Genomic DNA, 21668 nt, shown 5'->3' with positions numbered 1-21668 from the left:
GGATCGGGGCGGCACCCCGAGTCGTCCCGACACGTCCTCGGCGTTCAGTCCGCGGCGAGGTACCAGACGGTCGACGTCAGGACCGCCAGCATGAGCAACCCGAAGAGCAGCCCGCCGGCCACCGGCAGGAACCACCCCGCCGCACGCCTCGAGCGCACCGCCACGAGCTTGACCACGATGGCCCCCACGACGGCACACCCGATGACACCGTGGACGACGGTGCGCGCCGGCACGGGTTTGCCGTCGGCGAGGGTGCCCGACTCGAGACCGAGCGCCCAGACGCAGTGGTAGGCCACGACCACGGTGAGCACCAGCGCGACGGTGCCCGAGAGGCGGTGGGCCGGACCGACCCAGGACGGCGCCGTGCTGCCGAACCTGCCGTACATCCAGAGGGCTCCCAGGACCTGGAGCACCGCGAGCACGGCGATCGCGATCGAGAGGACCACCTTCATCGAGATGACGGTGCGGAACCCCAGGGTGGTGGTGCCGGCGAGCGTCGGGTCGTGCACCTTGCCGAAGACGCCGACGAGGAGTGCCACCACTGCCCCCAAGGCGAAAGCCGTCAGGGGGACGGTCATGCTCCTCGGTGCTGCGCTCTCTGCCATCTCGTCAGGATCCTCCCGACCTTCCCCGTGAGTCGAGCACCTCTTTGGCCACGGACCGCCCGGCCGAGCCGACCGATCCGACGGCCCCGAGCGCCCGGTCCAGAGTCGGTGGTCGGCGTACAGCGAATCCACGGGAACTTCCTCTGGCGAATCCATACGTGGAGTGTCATGCTCGATGGAGCACCATCGACGGGTCCCGTTCCGGGCCCGGCCCATCGGGGGCGTGGTGCGTCGGAAGGACGAGAAGGACGACACAGATCCCTTCGATCTGATGCAAACTTCATCAAGACTCTTTCGCAACTGGCCATGTTCCGTTTACACTCGTCAGTAGCGAAGGGTTGGGCCCGCACGAACCGCGCCCAGCCCTTCTGCATGTGCTGGCTCGCGCTGTCCCCCTGTCGGTGCGAGCCAGCTCAAGCAGAGAAGGACCCGGATGCCGTTGGCACCCGGGTCCTTCTCTGTGCGCGGTCTCCTGCGCAGCTCTCTGCCGAGGGTCAGCTCCCGGCGTCGTCACCCCGCTGGGCGCGGGTGCGGGCCGATCCTCGCGAGGAGGCGGTGGTCGACGCGCCGTTGATCGCGCCGCCCTCGACGGCGTCGGACGTGATCGCGTCGGAGTCGAGGGTCGGGTCCACCGACGTCACCTGCCCCGGCGAGCCGGAGGTGTCGACGGACTCGCCCGAGCGGTCCTTGGCGTCGGCCAGGGCCGACTGGCCCTTGGCAGCCAGGTCGCCGGCCTTGTCCTTGGCGGCGTCGGCGAGCTCGGAGCCCTTCTCCTTGGCCTTGGCCGCGGCGTCGGTGACGGCGTCCTTCGCGTGGCTCACCTGCTCGGAAGCCTTGTCCTTGAATGTGGCGGCGTCGGACGAGCCGGACGGTCCGGACGTGCCGGCGGTGCCCGCCGTGCGCGAGTCGAGCGGCGTGGCCCACGGGTCGTCGGCCTGCTGCTGCTTGCGGAAGGCGGCGACAGCGGCGACGGCGGCGGCCGTGAGACCGATGGCGATGAGCCACTTGCCCTTGCCGCCGCGCCTCTTGGCCACGGCGTCGCCCTTGAGCACGGCATAGGCGTCATGGGCGCGCTGCCCACCGACAGCCGTGGACTCCCTGGCCTGCGCCGCGGCCTGCTCGAGGTGCGGCTGGGCCGCCTCGCGAGCCTGCTCGGCGCCGGCGGCGAGAGCCGCAGCGGCAGTGGCGATGGCGGCGCCCACCCTGGGCAACACCGTGTCGACGAGCGTCGACTGGGCCGCCTCGACATGCGGCTTGGCACGGTCTGCGGCGTCGTGCAGCGTCGGTGAGGCGGCCTCCCTGGCGGCGGCGAACCGCTCACGGGCGGCCTCGGCGGCGTCGTGAAGCATCGGCGCAGCGGCCTCGCGAGCGGCGTGGGCGCGCTCCCGGGCGGCCTCGGCCGCGTCGTGGAGCACCGGGGCGGCGGCCTCGCGTGCTGCGTGAGCCCGCTCCCAGGCGGCCTCCCTCGCGGCTGCAGAAGCGTCGCTCGCCGAGGCGGCTGCGGTGTCCTTCAGCGAGCCGAGCCGGTCGCCGGCCGCAGAGCCGAGATCGGCTGCCGCGGCGCGCGCCTGGTCGACTGCAGCCTCCGTGCGGGACTGCTTGGTTCGGAACATTCGTCCTCCTAGGTCCACTCGTCCTTACCCATCCTGCCAAGTTCAGTGACGCGCCGCACGGGGCGCCGCCCGCCGAGGGGGTGGGCCCACCGGCCGGGGCGCCGTCGCACGGCGCACCTTGCGTATGCCGTGCTGCCCGCAACGCGTGTGCGCGGGGCTCAGCCCGTGGTGTCGTGCGGCGGTTCCGCGTGACGACCCCCGGCGCTCGGCGTCGCCTGCTCCGGTCCGGGCGCGTCGTGTCCCCTGAGGGGGTCGTGACCCTGGTGGCCCGAGACGGTCGGCGGGTGGTCGAGACCCAGCACCGTGTCCTCGAGCGTGGTGTCCTCCAACGACTCCCGCACGGGCGCGGGGACGTCGCCGGCTGCGGCAGCGAACCCGCTGTCGACCGGCGTGGCCGGGGTGACCGGCGTGGCCGAGGTGGCCGAGGTGGCCGAGGTGGCCGAGGTGGCCGGGTCGGCCGGCGTCCCAGTGGTTTCGACGGTCGGCGACGCGGGATCGACCGGATAGGGCTCTCCCCCGGTGACGTCCGTCGCGCCCGCGGCCGCGGCGGCACCGGTGGCGGTGGTCGGTCCGGACGTGTGACCCTCGGCGACCTTGTCGACCCCGTGGCCGACCTGGTGCTTGACCTTGGCGACCTTGTCGGCGTACTTGCCCTCGGTCTTCTCGTCGATCTTCGCCGCGGCCGTGTCGACGTAGCCGTCGATCTTCTCGCGGTTCTCCACGGCGAAGTCGCCCGCCTTCTCGCGCGCCTGCTTGGCGGCAGCGGCGGCCTGCTCCTGCAGGTGCTTGGCCTTGGTCTCGAGGTCGAGCTCCTCGGCCTTCTTCTTCAGCTTGTCCAGAAACGACATGTGCACTCCGTCCTGCGCCGGTCGTGACCAGCGGCTCGTCGGGTCCTCGGGCCCTCGGGTGAGGACGATCCTTCTCCTCGGGCAACGGCGGGTCCACCCCCGACGTTCCCGAGCACCCCGGTCCTACCCGCCGAGGCGAGGCGAGCCGCACCCCGTCGCGAACGGCACGGCTGCGTGGGCGCCCCCGGACGGCATACGCCCCCGGCATGCGAGGATTGTGCCCATGAAGGCAACCCTGCACACGAACCACGGCGACATCGTCGTCGACCTCTTCGAGCACCAGGCCCCGAAGACGGTGGAGAACTTCGTCGGCCTCGCCAAGGGCGAGAAGGAGTACAAGGACGAGGCGGGTCGCACCAACCCCACCCCGTTCTACGACGGCCTGATCTTCCACCGCATCATCCCGAACTTCATGATCCAGGGCGGCTGCCCGATCGGTCAGGGCTTCGGTGGCCCCGGCTTCACGTTCGACGACGAGATCAGCCCCGACAAGGACTTCACCAAGCCCTACATCCTCGCCATGGCCAACGCCGGCAAGCGGATGGGCAAGGGCACCAACGGTTCCCAGTTCTTCATCACGACCGCGCCGACCACCTGGCTCCAGGGCAAGCACACCATCTTCGGTGAGGTCGCCGACCAGGCCTCGCGCGACGTGGTCGACAAGATCGGCGCCGTCGCGACGGGCGCCAACGACAAGCCCGTCGAGGACGTCGTCATCACCTCGGTCAGCATCACCGACTGACACCTCGACATCTGGCACACGGACGAGACCGGCAGGGAGATCGAGTTGTCCGACGACCCGAGCAGTGTCCCGCCGGCGCAGCCGGGTGAGCCCAGCCCGTTCGGCCCGCCCGATCCGGCGGCTCAGCCGCCGGTGCGCCCCGGCGTGCCGCAGCCTGCTGCCGGTCCGTCCGTGTGCCCGCGCCACCCCGACCGCGAGGCCTATGTCCGCTGTCAGCGCTGCGGCCGGCCGGCCTGTCCCGAGTGCCAGCGGCCCGCCGCCGTCGGCATCCAGTGCGTCGACTGCGTACGCGACGCCGCCCGTTCCACCCCCAGCGCTCACACCGTCTTCGGTGGCCGGGCGACCGACGGCACGCCGGTCGTCACGTACGCCATCATCGCGATCTGCGCGGTCGTCTACCTCGCGCAGCGCGCCAGTGACTCCGTCACACTGAACTTCGCGTTCGCACCCTTCCTCGGCTGGAGCGAGCCGTGGCGGTTCGTCACCGCCGCGTTCCTGCACTCGCCGCAGACCATCTTCCACATCCTGCTCAACATGTTCGCGCTGTGGTCGCTCGGGCAGTACCTCGAGCCGATGCTCGGCCGCGCCCGGTTCGCCGCGCTCTACCTCATCAGCGGCATCGGCGGCCAGGTCGCCGTCACCCTGCTGGCCGGCAGCCCCACCGCGGCCGACGTGCTCGCCGGTGGCCGCGGTGCCTGGTTCGGGGCCGTCGTCGGGGCGTCGGGCGCGATCTTCGGCCTCTTCGGCGCCCTGCTCGTGCTGAACCGGCACCTCGGCCGCTCGTCCACGGCCATGTACGCCACGATCGCGATCAACGGCGCCTTCGGCTTCCTTTACCCGGGCATCTCGTGGCAGGCCCACCTCGGCGGCCTCGTCACCGGACTGGCCTGCGCCGGCGTCATCGTGGCCTTCCGCAAGCAGCGGGTGCGCCACCTCGTGTGGGTCGCTCTTGTCGCGGTGCTCGCCGTCGTCGTCGCGCTCGCCGTGGCGAAGTACCTCACCGTGCCGGTGGACATCCGCGAGATCACAGCCGGCTGACACCGGCTCCTCCTCACGTCCCTTCGTCGTCTCTCCGGCGTCTCAGTGTCTCTTCAGGGCGCCCTCGACGCGCTGATGCGTCCCCCTTGGCGCTCCCGGGGAGCTCGACGCGGTCTCTCACGCCTCTCGGATCTCTCCTGTCCCACTGGTATCGGGAAGAGGCCAACCACGGCGTGCGACGTTGCCACAGCAGGTTATCCACCGGCTGTGGAAAAACCTGTGGATGTAGTTACACAGGTGTCATTCATCCCCAGCTGGGGAAAAGTCTGTGGACAAGCAGCGCGATACGCGCCGGGAGTTGTGCACGGGGACTGTCCACAGCTGTGGAGGACAAAGAACGACGCCGGCTGTCCACAGGTGTGGACAGCCGGCGTCGGTCGGGCTGTGGGCGGGTGTGGATACCGTTCAGCGCCACCGCATCGTCATGATGAAGCCGCCCATGAGCAGCACGAAGCCCACGCCGAGGTTCCACACGCCGATGGACCCGATCGGGAACTTGTACTCGGTCACGTAGTAGACGACGATCCACAGCAGCCCGAGGACGAGCAGCGTGATGAAGACAGGGGCCCACCAGGTGGGATTGGGCTCAGCCGCCTTGCTGGTGCGGGGCGGGACGTATGCCGCCGCCTTGTGGTCGCGGCCTTTTGACTCGGGCACTGCTCTCTCCTTGCTCTGAGTTGAGCCAAGGGTAACCAATGACCTCGCCGGCGTCCTCGCGCACGGAACCTCCGCCGGACTCGTTCGGCGAAGGAGGCACAATGGGTCACGGCGCGGACCGTCCGCGCGAGCGAGGACCGGACATGAACGACGCCGAGCCACCCGAGGCCAGCGAGCCCGAGGCTCTCAGGCCCGACGTCGTCGAGCCCGAGCCCGAGCCTGGCGAGCCCCTCGGCCGGCCGGTGGCTCGCCGACGCGTCACCTGGGGCGTTCTCGTGCCGGTCGTCACGGCCGCCGCCGGGCTGATGTTCGCGATGAGCTTCCAGGCGGCCCAGGGCCGCGACCTGCGCGCCGACCGCGACCTGCCACAGCTGATCAAGGAGGGCACGGCCCGCGTGGCCGACAAGGCCGCGGTCCTCGACGAGCTGCAGCGCGAGGTCGACGCCCTCTCCAAGAGCAACGCACCGGCAGACGACCACATCTCCAGCCTCAACCGCGCCGCCGACGAGCTGGCCGGCACGGCGGCGACGACGAAGGTCAGGGGCTCTGCCCTCGAGGTGACCCTCGACGACGCGCACCGCACGGCCGACTCGCTGCCCGACGGCTTCACCGCCGATGACATCGTGGTGCACCAGCAGGACGTCCAGGGCGTCGTCAACGCGCTGTGGTCGTCCGGGGCCGAGGCCATGATGATCCAGGACCAGCGCGTCATCTCCACTAGCGCCGTGCGCTGCGTCGGCAACACGCTGATCCTGCAGGGCCGCGTCTACGCCCCGCCTTATCGCATCACCGCCATCGGTGACGTCGACCGCCTGCAGCATGGCCTCGACGCCGACGCCTCCGTCACCATCTACAAGCAGTACGTCGACGCCGTCGGTCTCGGCTACGCCGTCCACACGCACAGCTCGATCGAGTTCCCGGCATACTCGGGCTCGGTCGACTTCCAGTACGCCTCGCCGATCCGCTGACCCAACGCCCGAGAGACACGCATGACCAGCCCAGCCCGCATCCTCGTCGTCGACAACTACGACAGCTTCGTCTACACGATCGTCGGTTACCTCGAGCAGCTCGGAGCCGAGTGCACGGTCGTGCGCAACGACGCCGTCGAGGCGGGCGAAGCGGCGGCATACGACGGGGTGCTCGTCTCGCCCGGGCCGGGCACGCCCGAAGGGGCCGGGGTCTCGATGGAGATGATCCGGGAATGCGCGCGCGTCGCGAAGCCGATGTTCGGCGTGTGCCTCGGCCACCAGGCCCTCGGCGTGGTCGCCGGGGCGACCGTCGGCCGGGCGCCCGAGCTGCTCCACGGCAAGACCTCGCTCGTGCACCACGACGGGACCGGCGTCCTCGAGGGACTGCCGAGCCCGTTCACGGCGACCCGCTACCACTCGCTGACCATCGACCCGTCGACGCTGCCCGCCGAGCTCGTGGCGACGGGTCACACCGACTCGGGGCTCGTCATGGCGGTCCGCCACCGCGACCTCCCCTTGCACGGCGTGCAGTTCCATCCCGAGAGCGTGCTCACCGAGGGCGGCCACCGGATGCTCGCCAACTTCCTCGCGATGTGCGGTGACGCCGGCGCCGTCGCCCGGTCAGCAGGCCTGAGCCCCCTCGTCAGCGCCGCCGTCTGAGCGACCCGCACCCCCGCGCTCCCACGACACCACCACCAACCCCGATGGGACCCGCAGGTCGAGTGCTCAACTTCCGACGCGTAGGGCCCGTCGGGAAGTGGGCACTCGAATGAGGTTGAGGTAGGGCCGGGGCGCGGCTCTCGGGGTGCGGGGCACCCGCCGTCAGGGGAGGGTGAGCGTCGTCGGTGGCGGCGTCGTCGGCGGTGCCGTGGTGGTGGGCGGCGGGGTCGGCGTGATGGTCACCGTCGCCGTCGAGGTGGGCGTCTTCGCCACCTTGACCACGATCGTCGTGCCCCGCTTCACCACGTCGCCAGCCTTGTCGACCGACAGCACCTCGTCGGGGTTCTTCTGGGAGTCGACCGACTCCTTGCGCGGGTCGAGGCCGGCGTTCTGCAGCGCGACCGCTGCCAGGGCCCAGTCCTTGCCGACCAGGTCGTCGGGCACCTTGACGTTGCCCGTCGCGTAGAAGATGCGGATCTTGGTGTCCTTGGACACGACGGCCCGGGCGGCCGGATCGGTCTTGGTGACCTTGTTCTTGTCCTGGTCGGGCGTGTTCTCCTGCGTGAAGCCGGCAACGGCGAAGCCCTGCTTCTCCAGCTCTGCCCGCGCCTGGTCCTTGTCCAAGCCGGTCACGTCGGGAACGGTCAGCGTGTCGGGACCCGAGGAGACGACGTACTTGACCGTCGACTGCGTCTGCACGCGCGTGCCGGCGCTGGGGTCCTGGCTCACGACCTCTCCCTCGGGCACGGTCGTGCTGGCAGCCGCGGTCTTCTGCCCGCGCAGGTTGTTCGTCGCCAGGGTGCGGGCCGCGAGGTCCTCCTTCATGCCCTCGAGGGTGGGCACCGCCACCGTCGGCACCGTGGTGGGGGCCTGGTTGCCGAACCACGTGACGGCGCCCCAACCGACGAGCGCGAGCAGGGCGATGACGAGCAGGGTGATGAACGCGGCCTTGCCCCGACCGCCCTTGCGCTCGTCGTCGCCCTCGTCGTGGCCGACGGCCGGGAGGCCGGCGGTGTTCTGGAAGCGGTCGCGGCGTGCGCCCACGGTGGGCTGCACCGCCGTCGGTGCCCCCGGGGCGGCATACGACTGCGGAAGGGTCTGCGTCGCGGCAGCGCCCACGGCAGCTGCGGTGCCGAGCGCGGCGGCGCTGATCTGGCGGCCGAGGCGGACGTTCTCGAGGTCGTCGCGGAAGGCCGTGGCGTCCTGGTAACGCGCCTCGCGGTCCTTGGCGAGGGCGTGCAGCGTGACGGCGTCGAGGTCACCGCCGACGGCGTCGTTCCACACGCTCGGCGGCTGCGGGAGCTCGCCGACGTGCTGGTAGGCGATGGCGACGGGCGAGTCGCCGACGAACGGGGGCCGCCCGGCGAGCAGCTCGAAGAGGAGGCAGCCGGTCGAGTAGAGGTCGGACCGCTCGTCGACGGTCTGGCCCTGGGCCTGCTCGGGCGAGAGGTACTGCGCCGTGCCGACGACCGACTGGGTCTGCGTCATCGTGGCGGCGGTGTCGGCGATGGCCCGGGCGATGCCGAAGTCCATGACCTTGACGTGGCCGTTGCTCGTGATCATCACGTTGGCGGGCTTGATGTCGCGGTGGACGATGCCCATGCGGTGGCTGTAGGCGAGGGCATCGAGGATGCCCTCCGTGACCCGGATCGCCTCGGCGGGGTCGAGCTGCTGGTGCTCGGTGAGCTTCTGGCGCAGGGTATGCCCGTCGACGTACTCCATGACGATGTACGGAAGGGTCGTACGCGTGCCGTTGGGTCCGTCGGCCAGCCCCTCGTCCTCACCGGAGTCGAAGATCGCGACGATCGCCGGGTGGTTGAGGCCGGCGGCGGACTGCGCCTCGCGGCGGAAGCGCATCAGGAAGTTGGCGTCGCGCGCGAGGTCGGAGCGCAGCATCTTGATGGCGACCTGTCGACCGAGCCTCGTGTCGTGACCGAGGTGCACGTCGGCCATGCCGCCTCGTCCGATGAGCTCGCCGACCTCGTAGCGTCCCCCCAGGACGCGGGCTGCGGTGGTCACGTCGTTCGCCTCTGCTCGTTCGTGAAGGGCTCGTCCGGGTGCTGCGTCATCGTGGTCCGCTCGTCGGGCGCCGGCAGGTGGCTGCTCGCGCTGGTCGGGTCGGTCGGTCATCGGTTCAGCACCGCCTCCATGACGTCGCGAGCGATCGGAGCGGCCACGCGGCCGCCGCCGACCTCGCTGCCCTTGACGCCGCCGTCCTCGACGACGACCGCGACGGCGATCTTCGGGTCGGTGGCGGGGGCGAAGGAGATGAACCAGGCGTGCGGTGGCTTGTTCAGGTCGTGCTGGGCGGTGCCGGTCTTGCCGGCCACCTCGACGCCGTCGATCTTGGCGCGGGCGCCGCTGCCGTTCTGCACGACCGAGACCATCATCTTGGTGAGTATGGCCGCGGTGTGCTCGGACACCGCCTGCGACAGCTCGACCGGGTCGGGCGTGGACTCGATGATGTCGAGGTTGGCGCTGCGCACGGAGTCGATGAGGTAGGGCGTCATGACCCGGCCACCGTTCGCGATGCCGGCCGCCACCATGGCCATCTGCAGCGGCGTGGTGCGCACCTCGTACTGGCCGATCGCGCTCTGGGCCGACTGGGGCGCATTGAGGTCGGCCGGGACCGAGCTGGTCGCAACCCGCATCGGCACCTGGAGCGAGTCGCCGAAGCCGAACTTGGCCGCCTGCGCCCGCAGCTTCTCGCCGCCGAGCTCGAGGCCCAGCGAACCGAACGCCGTGTTGCACGAGATCTCGAGCGCGTGGATGAGCGTCGTCTTGTCGTTCGGGCCGCAGGCGCGGCCGTTCTCGTTGGGCAGCGGGGTGGTGGTCAGCGGCAGGTCGAGCACGGGCGGACCCGGCACCGAGGAGTTCTCGTCGGTGACGACGCCGTCCTCGAGGGCGGCCGCGGCGGTGACCACCTTGAACGTGGAGCCGGGCGGGTAGACGCCGCTGATGGCCCGGTTGAGATAGGCCTTGTCGGGGTCGGTCGAGAGCGTCTGCCACGCCTTCGCCGCCTTGGACAGGTCGTGGCTCGAGAGCGGGTTGGGGTCGTAGGTCGGGTGGCTGACCATGGCGAGGATCGCGCCGGTCTTCGGGTCGAGCGCCACGACCGCGCCCTTGTTGTCACCGAGGGCCTTGTCGGCGGCTGCCTGTGCCTTCGGGTCGATCGTCAGCTCGATCGTGGCGCCGGAGGTCTTGCGGCCGGTGATGAGATCGGTGACGCGGCGCACGAAGAGGGTGTCGGCGTCGCCCGAGAGGAGGTCGTCGGAGGCGTGTTCGAGGCCGTAGGGGGCGCCGACGGCGTAGGAGTAGAAGCCGGTGAGCTGCGCGTACAGCTGGGCCTGCGGGTAGCTGCGCAGGAAGCGGTACTGGTCGTCGACGGCCACCGACTTCGCGATGGCCTGGCCGCCGGAGACGATCGACCCGCGCTCACGCGAGTAGCTGTCGAGCAGCGTGCGCTTGTTGGACGCCATCGCGCCCAACGACCGGGCCTGGGTGAACTGCACGATCGTCGAGGCCACGAGCAGCGCCGTGAACAGGCACGCGATGAGGACGGAGAGCCGGCGGATCGGGGTGTTCACGGCAGCTTCACCACCTGGGTCATCTCAGCCGGCGACGGGTCGTCCGTGGCGACGCCCACCGGGATCTCGGGCATCGGGCGGCGAGCCTGGTCGGAGATGCGCAGCAGCAGCGCCATGATCACCCAGTTCGCGAGGAGAGAAGAGCCACCGAGCGACATGAAGGGGGTCGTGAGGCCGGTCAGCGGGATGACCCGCGTGACGCCGCCGATGACGATGAAGAGCTGGAACGCGACGGAGAAGGACAGCCCGATCGCGAGGAGCTTGCCGAACCCGTCACGCACGCCGAGGGCCGTGCGGATGCCGCGCTCGCAGAAGAGCAGGTACAGCACGATGATCGCGACCGAGCCGAAGAGGCCGAGCTCCTCGCCGAGGCTGGAGAAGATGAAGTCGCTCTCGGCGAAGGAGGTGAGGTAGGGCCGACCAGCGCCGAGGCCGGTGCCGGTGAGCCCGCCCGAGGCCATGCCCCAGAGGCCGTTGGCCAGCTGGTTGGAGCGGTCGAGGTTGGCCTGGGAGAACGGGTCCAGCCACAGGTCGACGCGCTTCTGGAAGTGCGTGAAGGCAGACAACGCGAAGGCGACGGCCGCGGCGAAGAGGAGCAGGCCGATGGCGATCCACGACACGCGCTCGGTGGCGACGTAGAGCATCGCGACGAAGAGGCCGAAGAAGAGCAGCGCGGAGCCGAGGTCCTTCTGGAAGACGAGGATGAGCAGGGCCAGCACCCAGGCGACAAGGATCGGCCCGAGGTCACGCCCGCGCGGGAAGGTGAAGCCCAGCACCTTCCTGCCGGCCAGCGAGAGCACGTCGCGGGTCTGGACGAGATAGCCGGCGAAGAAGACGGCGAGGGCGATCTTGGCGAACTCGCCGGGCTGGAAGTTCAGCGGACCGACCGAGATCCAGATCTGCGACCCGTTGATCGAGCGGCCGATGCCGGGCACGAGGGGCAGCAGCAGCAGCACGAAGCCGGCGGCCATCGACACGTACGTGTAGCGGCGCAGCAGCCGGTGGTCGCGCAGCAGGAACAGCACGGCGACGGCGAGTGCGACCGCGAGCGTGGTCCAGATGATCTGGCGGTAGGCGTCGCCGTCGGCCCCGAGCTTGCCGCGGGCCAGGTCGAGGCGGTGGATCATGACGAGCCCGAGCCCGTTGAGCACCGTCGTGATCGGCAGGAGCACGGGGTCGGCGTACGCGGCCTTCCAGCGCAGCACCAGGTGGACGGCCAGCGCGAGCACGGTGAAGCCGCCCGCAACGGGGATGACGTTGGCCGGCACCGTGCCGTTGCGGTTGAGGTCGGTGGTGACCCAGGCGAGCAGCACGATGCCAACGGCGAGCAGCAGCAGGGCGAGCTCGGCCCCGCGGCGGGTGCGCGGCGTCAGCGGCTCGACGGTGGTCGTCACGCGCCCACCCCCGAGTACGCGGCGGCGACGGCCGGCGGCGTCGTGACGGAGGCCTTCGGGCTCGACGGTGCGGGAGGCGCGGGAGTCGGGACCGCCGGCGAGGGCGTGACCGGGGTCGTGGGCGGGGTGGTCGGCAGCGTCGTGGACGGCGTCGGGGTGGGGCTCGTGCCGCACGGGGTGCCGGCCGCCGCGATCTGCTGGCAGCGCTGGGCCTCGGTGCGCAGGGCGGCGATCTTGAGCTCGGCGTCGGCGAGGTCGCGGGCTGTGATCGTGTTGCCGACCGAGGCCTGCACGTCGGTGGGCAGGTCGGACACGAGAACGTCGGACTGCGACTGCACGTGCGAGAGCCGGACCGGTCCGAGGTCCTGGCTGACGCCCTGGAAGATGGCGACGTGGCCGGCGTCGGCCGCCACGTAGTACTGCTTCTGGGACCAGGCCCAGGCGGCATACCCGCCCCCGGCGAGCACGGCCACGACGAGCATCAGGCCGATGGTGCGTCGCACGACCTTCGAACGCTTCGACCGGGTGCGGTCCTCGGCCAGCTCGAGCCCGTCGTCATCGGGGTGGGGTCGGCCGGTGGCCTCTCGGGACAGGGCAGCAGCCTTCTCGGCGGGGCTCGTCGGGATGGCGCGCGTCTTGTTGCGCATGCGCTTGCCGGCCGCGCCGACGACCTGCGGGACGGTGGTGGGCAGGTCGTCACCGTCGGCGTCGACGACCTCGGCCACGATCACGGTGACGTTGTCGCGGGTGCTCGCCTTGAGCGCGACCTCGATGCAGCGGTCGGCGGCCACCTCGGGCGTGCGCGCCTCGCGGAGGATCTCCTCGATGACGTCGGCTCCGACGAAGTCGGACAGCCCGTCGGAGCACATCAGGAAGCGGTCGCCGATCTTCGCCTCGCGCAGCGACGTGTCGGGCTCGTCGTCGGGCTGGCCCGTCATGACCCTCGTGACGACCGAGCGCTGCGGGTGGTGCCCGGCCTCGTCCTTGCTGATGCGGCCCTCGTCGATGAGCTGCTGGACGAAGGAGTGGTCCTTCGTGATCTGCGAGAACGTGTCGCCGCGGAGCATGAAGGCGCGGGAGTCGCCGATGTGGGCCATCGCGAGCTTGTTACCCGTGCGCAGCATGACGATCGTCGTGCTGCCCATGCCGGCGAGGTCGCTGTTCTCGCGCATCGCCTTGGTCAGCTTGGCGTTGGCCGAGTGCAGTGCCTCTTCGAGGAGCGGGATCGCCTGGTCGGCGGTGACGTCCTCCTCGTCGAGGGGGGCGAGCTCGCCGACGATCATCGAGCTCGCGACGTCGCCCGCAGCGTGCCCACCCATGCCGTCCGCGAGGACGAGCAGGTTGGGGCCGGCGTACCCGGAGTCCTCGTTGCGGGACTTGGGTCCCAGCCCGAGGTCGGAGCGCGCGGCGTAGCGCAGGGCGATGGCCATCGGGTCAGCCTCGCAGTTCGAGGACGGTCTTGCCGATCCGCAGGCTCGTGCCCACCTCCACGGGACGCGTGCCGGTCAGGCGGTCACGACCGATGAAGGTGCCGTTCGTCGACTTGAGGTCTTCGACGACCCAGCCGTCACGGCCCGAGGGGTCGGGGTAGATGCGGCAGTGCCGGCCGGACGCGTAGTCGTCGTCGAGCACGAGGGCGCACTCGGGGTTGCGGCCGATCAGGATGCCGCCGCTGCGCAGCGGGAGCGAGGTGCCGGTGAGCGGGCCCTCGGTCACGACGAGCGTCGTCGCGGCCCCCTTGGCGCGTCCGCGTCCGCGCCAGCCCGAGCCGCCGGCGGGCTCGGGAGCCGGGGCGGGCGCAGCGCCAGCACCGGCCGCTGCTGGTGCGGGGGTGCGGGCCGGGGTGCGCTGACGGCTCTGCTGCTCGGCCTCCTTGCGCGCCTTGCGGCGGCCCCGGCGGCTGACGGCCGTGCCGTAGATGTCGGTGCGGAGCACCCCGACGACGCTGAAGATGAAGATCCACAGCAGCGCGAGCAGACCCAGCCGCAGCAGGGTCAGGGTGAGTTCACTCATGCGTCACCGGCGTCCGGCTCGGAAGGTCGCGGAGGTGCGCCCGATCGTCAGGCGGTCGCCGTCCTGGAGCCGCTGCGCGGAGATGCGCTCGCCGTTGACGAACGTGCCGTTCGTCGAGTTGAGGTCGCGGATCGAGGTGACCAGGTGCGGGCCGTCGGTCGTGACGCGGATCTCGCTGTGGCGCCGGGAGACGCCGGGGTCGTCGATGACGATGTCGGCGGTCTCGTCGCGACCGATGGTGGTGAGGCTGCCGAGCAGCGGGTAGCGGTCGCCGCCGATGTCGAGCCAGGGTCGGGCCGACGGGTTGGAGCGGGGGGTCGGCCGGTGGGCCGGGGCCTCGTCGATGGCGGTCCCGTTGGTGGTCTGCGGACGGGGCGGGGCGCCCGGAGCCGGGGCGGCGGCCTCACGGCCGGCCTGCTTCGCGGTCGCGGGACGCACGCGGAAGACACCGGTCTCGAGACCCTCGCCCTCGACGAGCTGGACCTCGAGCGGTCCGCCGGGCTGGTAGCCCTGCGAGTCGGCGTGCTCCTGCGCCGCCGCCACGAGGTCGTCGGAGAGGTCGTCCTCGTAGTCTCCGAGCCGCTCGTAGTCGGTCTGGCTGAGCTCGATGGTGTAGAGGTTGGGCACCATGGCCCGGCCGTGCCCGAGCAGGGCGGCCCGGTCGTCCATGGCGCGTCGGATCGCCGAGGCGATCTCGACGGGCTGCACCTCGGACTTGAACGCCTTGGCGAAGGCACCGTGGACAGCCTTGGCGAGACCGTGCTCGACACGGTTGATGATTCCCACGCCGTCTCCTCCTTCTGGTGAGCGCTCCTGCCGGGCGCTTCATCGTAACCGGGTGAGCCCCACCAGCCCCCCACCGACGGGCCTGCGCGGGCCGTGGCGGCCCCGTTCCCGGGCCCCTCGCGACGCGTTCCTGACGCGCCGCACGGCTGGTCAGCGGGTTTGATGTGTGACGGAAGCATGGGACGATCTCACGGGGTCCCGCGGCGGGTCCCGCACGTGGTAGGCCAGCAAGGAGCGCTCGATGAGCAAGGACGAGACCGGAAGCAACGAGGGCCAGGGCATCCCCGGCTTCTCCGCCAACAACTCCATCCCGGGTGGCTTCACCCTTCCGATCCCCACCGCGACGGCAGGCGCGCCCCACGAGGACCAGGCTCCGGCCGACCCGTGGAGCTCCACATGGGAGGACACCTCCTGGCAGCCGGGCGACACCGGCCAGCACCCGGCCGTCAGCCCCTCCGACGACACGCCCGCCAACCAGTGGACCGACTCCTATGAGTACGGCGGTGAGTCCGCCTCCAGCGACACCAACGGCCATGACCACAACGGGTCGTCCACCACGTCATGGACCGAGTGGCAGCCCTCCGACCCCGGCACGGGCGAGTGGCCTGCGGCCAGTGGCTCCGACACCGCAGACGACCCGGGCCAGTCGACGGCCCACTGGTCGACCCTCCAGCACAACGCCGACACCGCCGCCGCGTCCGAGGAGGAGTACTCCGGGTGGACGCCCGCCGGCACGAGCGCGTCCGGCTCGAGCAGCAGCTCGACCTCCGCCGACTCGACCGGCACCGCCGGCGCGTCCGACCACTACGGCACCGACCACAGTGCGGCCCAGCAGGCGTATGCCGCCCGGCCGGCGCTCGACCCCGACGTCGCCGCGGCAGCGGCCGAGGGTGGCTACGAGGCGCAGTCGACGGCATACGACCTCACCCCGGCTGCCCGCGAGGGCAACTCCGACCGCCCGAGCGCCGAGGACCTCATCACGGCGCGGTCGAAGGGTGAGCGGCAGAAGACCAAGGCCAACTCGGGCCTGCGCAAGGCCTTCGGCATGGGTCCGAGCGTCAGGGAGATGCTCGAGCGCGACCGCATCGACCGCATCGCCCGGCCGCTCAACGGCCGCAAGACGATCATGGTCATCAACACCAAGGGTGGCGGCGGCAAGACGCTCGTCACGCTGATGCTCGCGAGCTACCTCGGGCGCTACCGCTCGGGCTCGGTGCTCGCGTGGGACAACAACGAGACCGAGGGCACGCTCGGCATGCGCGCCCCGTCGCAGAGCCACCACCGCACGGTCGTCGACCTGCTCGGCGCGCTGCCGACGATCGCCAACGACCCCAACGCCGGCACGTCCGAGCTCGAGCACTGGGTGCGTGAGCAGCGAGGGCTCTCGTTCGACGTGCTTGCGTCGGCCGACGACGACGAGGCGATGCGCATCATCGGCGAGCAGGAGTTCGAGGACCTCCACACTCAGCTGTCGCGCTTCTACCGCATGATCGTCGTCGACACCGGCAACAACCGCCTCTCGCCGAACTGGCTGGCGGCGGCTGCGCGGGCCGACATGCTCGTCTTCGCGACGTCCCTCAAGGACGACACGTCGGTGGTCGCGGCCAAGAACCTCGACGCGCTCGTCGCGATGGGTCGTGGTGACCTCGTGCGCAATGCCGTCTGCGTCATTTCGCACACGTCGGCCAAGGGCAACGACATCGGTGCCGGCGTGCACACGCGCGAGCACTTCGAGCAGTGGGTGCGCGCGGTCGTCGACATCCCCTACGACCCGATGCTCGCGCCGGGCCTGCACCTCGACCCGCTGAAGATCAACCGCAAGACGCACGAGTCCTGCATGGAGATGGCGGCCGTCGTCGTCGACGGTCTCTGACCTCGGCGAGCACACGCGTCCCCCGACCGGGTATGCCGTCCGCGTGGCCCTTCTCGCGCTGACCGGCGCGGCCGGGCGTATCGCGACGGCCCTGCGGCCGCGCCTGCGCGCGGCCGGGCACCGGCTCGTGCTCTGCGAGGGCTTGGGCGTTCCGGTCGCCGACGTCGATGGAGCGCTCGAGCGTGTCGTCGAGTGCGACCTGCGGGACATCGACGGCCAGGCGCAGGCCTTCGCGGGCGCCGATCTCGTCGTGCACCTCGGGGCGTACTCCGACGAGCAGGCCTGGGCCGACCTGCTCTCCGTCAACATCGACGGCACCCGTGCGGTGTGCGAGGCGACACGCCTGGCCGGGGTGCCGCGGCTGCTCCTCGCCAGCTCGGTGCACGCGGCGGGGTTCGTGCCGGTCGACTCGCCGGCGCTCCGGCAGGGCATGCCGCTCCCGGCGCCCGACACGTACTACGGCGTCAGCAAGGCGGCGCTGGAGGCGCTCGGGGCCCTGTATGCCGCCCGCTTCGGCATCACCGTCGTGAGCGCGCGCATCATGACCTTCGCTGACGGCTCCGGCGTGCCGGGCTCGCTGCGCTCGTGGCTCTCGCCCGACGACATGACCAAGCTCGTCCTCGCCACGCTCACGACCGAGGCGAGGGGGCACCACGTCGTGTGGGGGGTCTCGCGCAACACCCGACGACGCGTGGACCTCTCGCCGGGACTGGCCATCGGCTTCGACCCGCAGGACGACGCCGAGGCGTATGCCGTCGAGCTCGAGCAGGCCTCCGCCGAGCGGTCCTCGCCGTTCCTCGGTGGCGGGTTCACCGAGCCGGCCTACCGGCTCGGCGCGCCGCACGGGGGTCGGTGACGGCTGAACGCGGCGTTCGGGCGGACGCCTGACGGGACGGCGCGTGTCCCGGTTTGGCGATCTGGCGGGGGATGCACCACACTGTCTCCTTGTCACGCGCGAGTGGCGGAACGGCAGACGCGCTGGCTTCAGGTGCCAGTGTCCGAAAGGGCGTGGGGGTTCAAATCCCCCCTCGCGCACGCGTGGAGAAGAGGGCCCCGACCTACCAAGGTCTGGGCCCTCTTCGCTGTCTCGCGCTCGCTCGTCTGCTGCTTGATCGCGCAACCGGTGTCGCCCTGCAACGCGTCCTGCGGGATCTCGCGCCCCATCAGGGGCGAGACCAGGATTCGCGAAGTCCCGCTCAGAGAAGCAGTTCTGGCCCTGATCGCCCATGGCGCCGCTACGTTCCCAGCATCACAGGTGCGCGGACAGGGGGAGAGATTCGTCGTGCAGGGTGACCCTCAATGGTGAACATCGGACGGGTTGAGGCTGGAGGCATGATGCGTGGACGCGCTCGGCGGACCGCGGCGATCCTCGCCCTCGCGGTCGTCGCCGCGGCCGGGTTGACAGCGTGCAGCACGGCCGCGGCCGACCAGAGGGTCGTCGACCGGCTCTCGAAGCTGGACGTGATGATCGTGCCTGCAGGGGGGATCGAGGTTTCCCGGACCATCTCGAAGGGTGGTGGCAACAGCGTGCTCCGCAACGCCTCGTCGGTCACCCTCGTCTACGCCACCACGCAGACGCCCGCCGAGGTCGGGAAGGACGTCCACGCACACTTCGACTCGACATGGCACTTCAAAGACAATGCGGCCGTCGATCTCGGCGGTTGGCGAGCTAGTGGCGGCCCCGACCCTGACCCCGGTGCGGATCCGGGCACGGTCGCTGACGTGCTGGCGCGCCGCGTCACGTCCGCGGACAAGGCACCGCCCGGCGCCAAGTCCGTGGTGACGGTGTCCGTGTCGGCCACACGGCCCGGCTGAGACGACACGGCAGAGCTTGTCATCGCGTCCGCCTCGGAGCCCCTTCCCAGTGGCGGTTGCGACGATGACCCGGTGACGCTCGGTCTGTTCGGCGCCCTCCTCGCGGCGCTCGCCTACGGCGCGGCCACGGTGCTGCAGGCGATCGGCGTCCGCCGGGCTGCCGCACTGCCGGCCGGCACCGCTGTCATCGGGCGCGTGCGCGCCGGGTGGCCGTATGCCGTGGGCCTGGCCCTCGACGGTGTCGGTTTCCTCGCGTCCGTGGCGGCGTTGCGCACCCTGCCGCTCTTCCTCGTCGAGTCCGCCGTCGCCTCCTCGGTGGCCGTCACCGCGGTGCTGTCGGTCCTCGTGCTCCACGTCCGCCTCGGCGTGCCTGAGGTCATCGCGCTGCTCGCCGTCGGCGTCGGCCTGACGGGCCTCGCGCTCACGGCGGCTGACGGTCCGGCCGTGCACCCGGGTCCCGCGGCGACGTGGTGGCTGTTCGCGGCGGCGCTGCTGGTGGGGGTCCTGCTCGTCGTGGGCGCCAGGGACCGGCGGCGCGGCGGCGCCCTGCTCAGCGTCGCCGCAGGTCTCGGCTTCGGTGGTGTCGGAGTCGCGGCCCGCCTGCTCGAGATCCCCTCCCCGGTCTGGGCGCTCGGAACCGAGGGCCTCGCGTGGGCGCTCGTCGGGCACGCGGTGCTGGCGACCGTCGCCTACGGGATGGCGCTCAGCCGGGGCCGTGTCACGACGGTGGCCGCCCTGACCTTCGCGACCGAGACGGTGCTGCCGGCAGCGGTGGGCCTCCTGGCGCTCGGGGACCGGGTCGCCGCGGGGCGGGCGCCGTGGGCGGGGGCGGCCTTCGTCGTCACCCTCGCCGGCTGTATCGCCCTGGCGAACCGTGCCGAACCGGGTGAGGGCCACGAGGCCCGCGAGGTTGGGACGACACCGTGCTCGGGGGCCGGCGAGTCCAGCAGGGATCGTCCGCATTGGCGGAGGTTGTCCTAAGGGATAACCCGCGAGATCGCTTGTGGAGCAAGCAAACCGGTATCTGGGTCGAGGACCGCTCCCTCTGCCTGTCACCCGCTCGATCACCACCTGCCGAACCCGACGGATCTCCCCGAGGGTGCGGCGCCAGGGGGATGGGATCACGGTCAGGCGCGACCGGCGCGGGTCACTCTCCACCCAGAAGGGAGCGCCACATGTCCAGTCAGTCCTCCACCACGTCCTCGGGCCTCAGCCGCCGCTCCGCCGCCGCGTTCGGTGCCTCCGCGGTGCTCTCGCTGGCCCTGGCCGGCCCGGCCATGGCCCAGCAACCCTGGGAGCCGACCCCGCAGCCGGTGACGCCGGCCGCGTCCGACTGCCGCTACATGGGCGGCGGCACGATCGGGCAGTGCCGGGACGCGAAGCTCTTCCCGAAGCACTCAGAGGCCGGCTCGGCCAACAGCGCCGAGGGCAGGCCGGCCGCGCCCGTCGCCCCGGTGGCGCCGAAGGTCTCGGTCCCGCTCGCGCAGCCGACGAACCTGCCGATCCTCGGCATCGGCGCTGCGACGGCAGCGGTGATCGCTGGTGGCGTGGCCCTCATCGCCGTGAGCCGGCGCCGACCCGCTCGACCCGCCTGACGCGTCTGACGCGCCCGGTCTCGCGTGCAGCGGAACACCCACCCGATCGCAGCAGCGAGGCCCAGCGTTGACGCGCCACCGACCCGACGGCATACGCCCTGCGTATGCCGTCGGGTCCCCCCCGTCGGTGCCCTGCCGGCGGTGCGACGCGGGCAAACCAGGGGCGCCCGATGGTTCGCGGCGAGGTGACGGGGGTATGTAGGCGGGAGCCGTGGCCCGGGGGCCGGTCACAGCGTCGACCACTCCCAGGACTGGTCGACGAATGCCAGATCCAACCGTTGGGTCCCGTACGATGACCGCTGACGAAGGCCTCTCAGATGTCACACGACGCGCACCTTCCGTCCGAAAGGCCCAGGTGCCCCCTCAGATGAACCGTCTCCAGGAAGGCTTCGTCCTCGGCGACCGTTACCACCTCGAGGGCCGTATCGCCTCGGGCGGCATGGCCGACGTGTGGCGCGGCACCGACGACGTGCTCCAGCGAAACGTCGCGATCAAGATCATGCGTCCCGACACCGACCACGAGCGCCTCTTCGCCCTGCGGTTCCGCGACGAGGCCGTGCACTCCGCAGGCCTGATGCACACGAACATCGCGACGGTCTTCGACTACGGCGAGGACGAGGGTCTCGCCTTCCTCGTCATGGAGCTCGTCGAGGGTGAGGCCCTCTCGGCCATCCTCAACAAGCGTGGCCCGCTACCGCCGCACGAGGTGCGCTCGATCATGGGTCAGGCAGCCCTCGCGCTCGGCGTGGCGCACGAGGCCCGCGTCGTGCACCGCGACATCAAGCCGGCGAACATCATGGTGCGCGAGGACGGCCTCGTGAAGCTCACCGACTTCGGCATCGCTCGGGCGCTCGACGCCTCCGGCCACACCCAGCACGGCGAGATGCTCGGCACGCCCAACTACATCAGTCCCGAGCAGGCCCTGGGCCACGCGGCGACGGGGGCGAGCGACCTCTACGCTCTCGGTGTCGTGGCGCACGAGATGCTCGTCGGCCAGCGACCCTTCGACCGTGGCACGCCGATCGCGACCGCGCTGAGCCACGTCAACGAGGCGCCGCCGCCGTTGCCCGACACCGTGCCCGTCGACCTCCGCGAGCTCATCACCGAGTGTCTGGAGAAGGACCCGGAGAAGCGGCCCGCCAACGCGGCCACGGTCGCCGTCCGTCTCGGCATGGGTGACCAGGAGCTGCGCGGCCTGGCGCTGGGCCTTGCGACCGCCATCAACGGCTCCCCGGCCGACATGATCGAGAACGTCGAGGAGGTGGCCGAGCAGGTCGGCCGCGCGACCGACGGGGCGGCTGCCAACGGGGACGACGGCGCTCGCACCGTCGACGACGCCCAGCTCGGAGCCACCCAGGCGATGCCGTCGGGACTGCGCGACTGAGAGCCCGCGCGGTTTGGCGCCACCGAGGTCAGCACACGGCCCGCGCAGGCGGTAGGCCGGCGAACGCCGGCGCTCGTCGGGAACCCCGGC

General features: G+C 71.2%; 20 protein-coding genes and 1 tRNA gene. 11 read left to right on the top strand and 10 right to left on the bottom strand.

Translation table 11 applies throughout. From position 1 onward, the window contains the following. Nucleotides 1–44: 44 nt before the first annotated feature. The 3 genes from AB4091_RS06720 to AB4091_RS06710 form a co-directional block, all read right to left on the bottom strand. Nucleotides 45–605 carry a DUF6529 family protein gene (locus AB4091_RS06720; RefSeq protein WP_442290955.1) on the bottom strand — a complete coding sequence of 187 codons (561 nt, stop codon included), beginning with the start codon at nucleotides 603–605 and terminating at the stop codon, nucleotides 45–47. A gap of 494 nt (nucleotides 606–1099) precedes the next feature. Continuing rightward, the gene (locus tag AB4091_RS06715; RefSeq protein WP_442290954.1) at nucleotides 1100–2218 is read right to left on the bottom strand and encodes a hypothetical protein; all 1119 of its coding nucleotides are present in this window, start codon (nucleotides 2216–2218) and stop codon (nucleotides 1100–1102) included. A gap of 158 nt (nucleotides 2219–2376) precedes the next feature. After that, nucleotides 2377–3066, bottom strand: coding sequence for an antitoxin (locus AB4091_RS06710; protein WP_442290953.1), 690 nt, complete (start codon nucleotides 3064–3066; stop codon nucleotides 2377–2379). Nucleotides 3067–3289: 223 nt separating this feature from the next. On the opposite strand from AB4091_RS06710, the gene AB4091_RS06705 reads away from it, so the two are divergent. Together AB4091_RS06705 and AB4091_RS06700 are read left to right on the top strand one after the other, a co-directional pair. Continuing rightward, nucleotides 3290–3808: a peptidylprolyl isomerase gene (locus tag AB4091_RS06705; protein WP_442290952.1), complete on the top strand. Its 519-nt coding sequence runs from the start codon at nucleotides 3290–3292 to the stop codon at nucleotides 3806–3808. Between the two features lie 45 nt (nucleotides 3809–3853). After that, complete coding sequence (locus tag AB4091_RS06700; RefSeq protein WP_442290951.1) at nucleotides 3854–4846, top strand: rhomboid family intramembrane serine protease; 993 nt, start codon at nucleotides 3854–3856, stop codon at nucleotides 4844–4846. Between the two features lie 405 nt (nucleotides 4847–5251). On the opposite strand, the gene AB4091_RS06695 is transcribed toward AB4091_RS06700, so the two are convergent. Next, nucleotides 5252–5503, bottom strand: coding sequence for a cell division protein CrgA (locus tag AB4091_RS06695; RefSeq protein WP_442290950.1), 252 nt, complete (start codon nucleotides 5501–5503; stop codon nucleotides 5252–5254). 143 nt (nucleotides 5504–5646) lie between these two features. Between AB4091_RS06695 and AB4091_RS06690 the strand changes: the two genes are divergently transcribed. Both AB4091_RS06690 and AB4091_RS06685 read left to right on the top strand, forming a co-directional pair. Beyond that, nucleotides 5647–6471 carry a DUF881 domain-containing protein gene (locus AB4091_RS06690; protein ID WP_442290949.1) on the top strand — a complete coding sequence of 275 codons (825 nt, stop codon included), beginning with the start codon at nucleotides 5647–5649 and terminating at the stop codon, nucleotides 6469–6471. Between the two features lie 21 nt (nucleotides 6472–6492). After that, nucleotides 6493–7131 (top strand): aminodeoxychorismate/anthranilate synthase component II, encoded by a 639-nt coding sequence (locus AB4091_RS06685; protein WP_442290948.1) that lies wholly within the window; start codon nucleotides 6493–6495, stop codon nucleotides 7129–7131. 162 nt (nucleotides 7132–7293) lie between these two features. Here the strand turns inward: AB4091_RS06685 and pknB are convergent, their stop codons facing one another. The 6 genes from pknB to AB4091_RS06655 form a co-directional block, all read right to left on the bottom strand. Further along, a complete protein-coding gene (gene pknB / locus AB4091_RS06680) occupies nucleotides 7294–9150 on the bottom strand; it encodes a Stk1 family PASTA domain-containing Ser/Thr kinase (protein ID WP_442290947.1) in 1857 nt (618 codons plus the stop codon). Between the two features lie 107 nt (nucleotides 9151–9257). Then, nucleotides 9258–10718, bottom strand: coding sequence for a peptidoglycan D,D-transpeptidase FtsI family protein (locus AB4091_RS06675; RefSeq protein WP_442290946.1), 1461 nt, complete (start codon nucleotides 10716–10718; stop codon nucleotides 9258–9260). Further along, entirely contained in the window at nucleotides 10715–12112 is a 1398-nt protein-coding gene (locus AB4091_RS06670) for an FtsW/RodA/SpoVE family cell cycle protein (RefSeq protein ID WP_442290945.1), read from the bottom strand. The genes AB4091_RS06675 and AB4091_RS06670 overlap by 4 nt, the downstream gene beginning before the upstream one ends. Then, nucleotides 12109–13542 carry a protein phosphatase 2C domain-containing protein gene (locus AB4091_RS06665; protein WP_442290944.1) on the bottom strand — a complete coding sequence of 478 codons (1434 nt, stop codon included), beginning with the start codon at nucleotides 13540–13542 and terminating at the stop codon, nucleotides 12109–12111. The genes AB4091_RS06670 and AB4091_RS06665 overlap by 4 nt, the downstream gene beginning before the upstream one ends. Before the next feature lie 4 nt (nucleotides 13543–13546). Beyond that, nucleotides 13547–14125 (bottom strand): FHA domain-containing protein FhaB/FipA, encoded by a 579-nt coding sequence (locus tag AB4091_RS06660; RefSeq protein WP_442290943.1) that lies wholly within the window; start codon nucleotides 14123–14125, stop codon nucleotides 13547–13549. Nucleotides 14126–14128: 3 nt separating this feature from the next. After that, complete coding sequence (locus AB4091_RS06655) at nucleotides 14129–14911, bottom strand: FhaA domain-containing protein (RefSeq protein ID WP_442290942.1); 783 nt, start codon at nucleotides 14909–14911, stop codon at nucleotides 14129–14131. Between the two features lie 241 nt (nucleotides 14912–15152). Here AB4091_RS06655 and AB4091_RS06650 point away from each other — a divergent pair, with 241 nt between their 5' ends. The 7 genes from AB4091_RS06650 (at nucleotide 15153) to AB4091_RS06620 (ending at nucleotide 21578) form a co-directional block, all read left to right on the top strand. Continuing rightward, a complete protein-coding gene (locus tag AB4091_RS06650; RefSeq protein ID WP_442290941.1) occupies nucleotides 15153–16784 on the top strand; it encodes a MinD/ParA family ATP-binding protein in 1632 nt (543 codons plus the stop codon). 43 nt (nucleotides 16785–16827) lie between these two features. Next, nucleotides 16828–17640, top strand: a complete 813-nt coding sequence (locus AB4091_RS06645) for an NAD-dependent epimerase/dehydratase family protein (protein WP_442290940.1) — start codon at nucleotides 16828–16830, stop codon at nucleotides 17638–17640. A gap of 96 nt (nucleotides 17641–17736) precedes the next feature. Continuing rightward, nucleotides 17737–17819: transfer RNA gene (locus AB4091_RS06640), tRNA-Leu, on the top strand. A gap of 297 nt (nucleotides 17820–18116) precedes the next feature. Beyond that, nucleotides 18117–18599 (top strand): hypothetical protein, encoded by a 483-nt coding sequence (locus AB4091_RS06635; protein WP_442290939.1) that lies wholly within the window; start codon nucleotides 18117–18119, stop codon nucleotides 18597–18599. A 72-nt stretch (nucleotides 18600–18671) separates the two neighbouring features. Further along, the gene (locus tag AB4091_RS06630; RefSeq protein WP_442290938.1) at nucleotides 18672–19580 is read left to right on the top strand and encodes a hypothetical protein; all 909 of its coding nucleotides are present in this window, start codon (nucleotides 18672–18674) and stop codon (nucleotides 19578–19580) included. A 194-nt stretch (nucleotides 19581–19774) separates the two neighbouring features. Further along, on the top strand, nucleotides 19775–20194 hold the full coding sequence (locus tag AB4091_RS06625) for a hypothetical protein (protein ID WP_442290937.1): 420 nt from the start codon (nucleotides 19775–19777) through the stop codon (nucleotides 20192–20194). A gap of 367 nt (nucleotides 20195–20561) precedes the next feature. After that, on the top strand, nucleotides 20562–21578 hold the full coding sequence (locus tag AB4091_RS06620; RefSeq protein ID WP_442290936.1) for a serine/threonine-protein kinase: 1017 nt from the start codon (nucleotides 20562–20564) through the stop codon (nucleotides 21576–21578). Nucleotides 21579–21668 lie beyond the last annotated feature (90 nt).

It is taken from the genome of Terrabacter sp. 2RAF25 (assembly GCF_052115265.1).
Lineage (GTDB): Bacteria > Actinomycetota > Actinomycetes > Actinomycetales > Dermatophilaceae > Terrabacter.
Note: the sequence above shows the minus strand (reverse complement) of the source record. Positions and strands in the feature narration are given on the sequence as shown.

What these genes read in the sequence shown, in the direction of transcription:
- AB4091_RS06720 (WP_442290955.1), bottom strand. Translation starts at nt 605, where the DNA reads ATGGCAGAGAGCGCAGCACCGAGGAGCATGACCGTCCCCCTGACGGCT.
- AB4091_RS06715 (WP_442290954.1), bottom strand. Translation starts at nt 2,218, where the DNA reads ATGTTCCGAACCAAGCAGTCCCGCACGGAGGCTGCAGTCGACCAGGCG.
- AB4091_RS06710 (WP_442290953.1), bottom strand. Translation starts at nt 3,066, where the DNA reads ATGTCGTTTCTGGACAAGCTGAAGAAGAAGGCCGAGGAGCTCGACCTC.
- AB4091_RS06705 (WP_442290952.1), top strand. Translation starts at nt 3,290, where the DNA reads ATGAAGGCAACCCTGCACACGAACCACGGCGACATCGTCGTCGACCTC.
- AB4091_RS06690 (WP_442290949.1), top strand. Translation starts at nt 5,647, where the DNA reads ATGAACGACGCCGAGCCACCCGAGGCCAGCGAGCCCGAGGCTCTCAGG.
- AB4091_RS06685 (WP_442290948.1), top strand. Translation starts at nt 6,493, where the DNA reads ATGACCAGCCCAGCCCGCATCCTCGTCGTCGACAACTACGACAGCTTC.
- AB4091_RS06665 (WP_442290944.1), bottom strand. Translation starts at nt 13,542, where the DNA reads ATGGCCATCGCCCTGCGCTACGCCGCGCGCTCCGACCTCGGGCTGGGA.
- AB4091_RS06660 (WP_442290943.1), bottom strand. Translation starts at nt 14,125, where the DNA reads ATGAGTGAACTCACCCTGACCCTGCTGCGGCTGGGTCTGCTCGCGCTG.
- AB4091_RS06650 (WP_442290941.1), top strand. Translation starts at nt 15,153, where the DNA reads ATGAGCAAGGACGAGACCGGAAGCAACGAGGGCCAGGGCATCCCCGGC.
- AB4091_RS06635 (WP_442290939.1), top strand. Translation starts at nt 18,117, where the DNA reads ATGATGCGTGGACGCGCTCGGCGGACCGCGGCGATCCTCGCCCTCGCG.
- AB4091_RS06625 (WP_442290937.1), top strand. Translation starts at nt 19,775, where the DNA reads ATGTCCAGTCAGTCCTCCACCACGTCCTCGGGCCTCAGCCGCCGCTCC.
- AB4091_RS06620 (WP_442290936.1), top strand. Translation starts at nt 20,562, where the DNA reads ATGAACCGTCTCCAGGAAGGCTTCGTCCTCGGCGACCGTTACCACCTC.